Annotated in this window: 1 protein-coding gene; it reads right to left on the bottom strand. The window is 74.3% G+C overall.

All coding sequences use genetic code 11. The annotated features are described in order from the left end of the window. A partial coding sequence (locus ACWC5O_RS45320) for an acyltransferase domain-containing protein (RefSeq protein ID WP_450781375.1) occupies positions 1-2264 on the bottom strand: 2264 nt, incomplete at both ends.

A 2264-nucleotide genomic window follows, 5' to 3' on the forward strand; every position in this document is an offset into this window, starting at 1 on the left:
CACACCGCACCCTGCACCGGATCAGCCGGACCGTCCGAACGGCCCACCGACACACCACCCCGCGTCAACACCCACAACCGGCCCCCCACACCCGCGTCCCCGAGCGCCTGGATGAGTGCGGCCACTGCGGCGGGGCCGAGCGGCAGGCCGTCCGCGTCGGCTCCGGCGAGTCCGGCAAGGGCGAGGACGCCGTCGACGGGCTTCCCCTGCGTCGCCTCGCGCAGCCGGTCGGCGAGTGCGGCACGGTTCGTACGGGCGCCGCCGGTCACCTTGACGGTGGCGACGCGGTCCGGGCCGCCGAGCGCCGCGGTCAGGGTGGTGACCGTCGGGTCGTCGCCCTCCGGGTCGCCGGGAAGGACCAGCAGCCAGCGGCGGCCAACGGAGTCCGGGGCGGGGGCGGCCGGTTCGGTCGCGGCGGGCTTCCACACCACCTGGTAGTACAGGGCGTCGACGGCGGTCTGTTGCTGCTGCCGCTTCCGCCAGGAGGCCAGTGCCGGTACGACCGCGCCGATCTGCTCGGCGGCCAGGCCCAGGGTCTGCGTCAGCGCGTCGACGTCCTCGCACTCGACGGCCTCCCAGAAACGGTCGTCGGCGGTGTCGGCCGCGGTCCGGGCGGATTCCACGGCCCCGGCGACGGCCGCGGTGCCGTGGTCGAGCCAGTAGCGTTTGTGCTGGAAGGCGTACGTCGGCAGGTCCACCGCCGGTGTGCCGGGGGCTGCACCGAACGCCTGGGTCCAGTCGACGTCGACGCCGTGGACGTGCAGTCGGGCGAGGGCCCCGTACAGACCGGCCGGTTCGGGGCGGTCCTTGCGCAGCAGGGGGACGAGCAGCGGGCCGGGTCCGGCCGCCGGGTCGTCGGCGAGGCAGGTGCGGGCGAGCGCGGTGAGGGTGCCGTCGGCACCCAGTTCGAGGTAGCGGGTGACGCCATGCTCCTTGAGGCGGCGCACATCGTCGGCGAAGCGTACGGGCTGCCTCACGTGGGCCGCCCAGTAGCCGGCCGCGCACAGTTCGCCGGGGTCGGCGAGGGCGCCGGTGACATCGGAGACGACCGGGATCTGCGGGCGGTGGTAGGTGAGGCTCTCGGCGACGCGCAGGAAGTCCCGGAGCATCGGTTCCATCAGTGGCGAGTGGAAGGCATGGCTGACCCTCAGCCGGGTGGTCCGGCGTCCGGCGGTCTCGAAGTGCCCGGCGATCCGGGAGACGCCGTCCTCGGTGCCGGAGACCACGACGGACTGCGGCCCGTTGACCGCGGCGATGCCGACCTCGGCCTCCCGCCCGGCGAGCAGCGGCAGCACCTCCTCCTCCGCCGCCTGCAGCGCGACCATGGCGCCGCCCTCGGGCAGCGCCTGCATCAGCCGGCCGCGGGCGGCCACCAGCCGGCAGGCGTCCTCCAGTGACCACACGCCCGCGACGTAGGCCGCCGCCAGTTCGCCGATGGAGTGACCGGCGAGCACGTCGGGCCGGACGCCCCACGACTCCAGCAGCCGGAACAAGGACACCTCGAAGGCGAACAGGGCGGGCTGGGTGAACTCGGTCCGGTTCAGGGCCGCTTCGTCGTCGCCGAACACGATCTCCCGCAGCGACCGGCCGAGTTCGTTGTCCAGGTGGGCGCAGACGGCGTCGAACGACTCCGCGAACACCCCGAACGTCTCGTAGAGTTCTCGGCCCATGCCGAGCCGCTGGGAGCCCTGCCCCGCGAAGAGGAACGCGAGGCCCCCTTCGGAGTCGGCCGCACCCACGGCTGCGGCGGGTGCGGGTTCGCCGTGGCCGACCGCCTTGAGGGCGGCGAGGAGGTCGTCGCGGTCCTCGCCGACCACGGCGGCACGATGCTCGAAGGCGGACCGGGAGGCGGCGAGCGCGTGTCCGACCAGGGCCGGGCTCAGCTCGGGGTGGGCCTCGATGTGCGCGGCAAGCCGGGCGGCCTGGGCGCGCAGTGCCTCGTCGCTACGCCCGGAGACCAGCCAGGGCACCACGGCCGCCGGGGGCTGCGGAGCGGCCGGGGGTTCCGGGGCGTCGGCGGGGAGTGACTCCTCCAGTACGACATGGGCGTTGGTGCCGCTGAGCCCGAAGGCGGAGACGGCGGCGCGGCGCGGCCGGTCCTCCTCCCTCACCCAGTCGCGCGACTCCGTGAGCAGTCGTACGTCACCCGCCGACCAGTCGACATGGGAAGAGGGCTCATCCACGTGCAGGGTGCGCGGCAACGTCCCGTGCCGCATGGCCAGCACCATCTTGATGACACCCGCCACACCCGCGGCGGCCTGCGT

The organism is Streptomyces sp. NPDC001450, assembly GCF_053597295.1.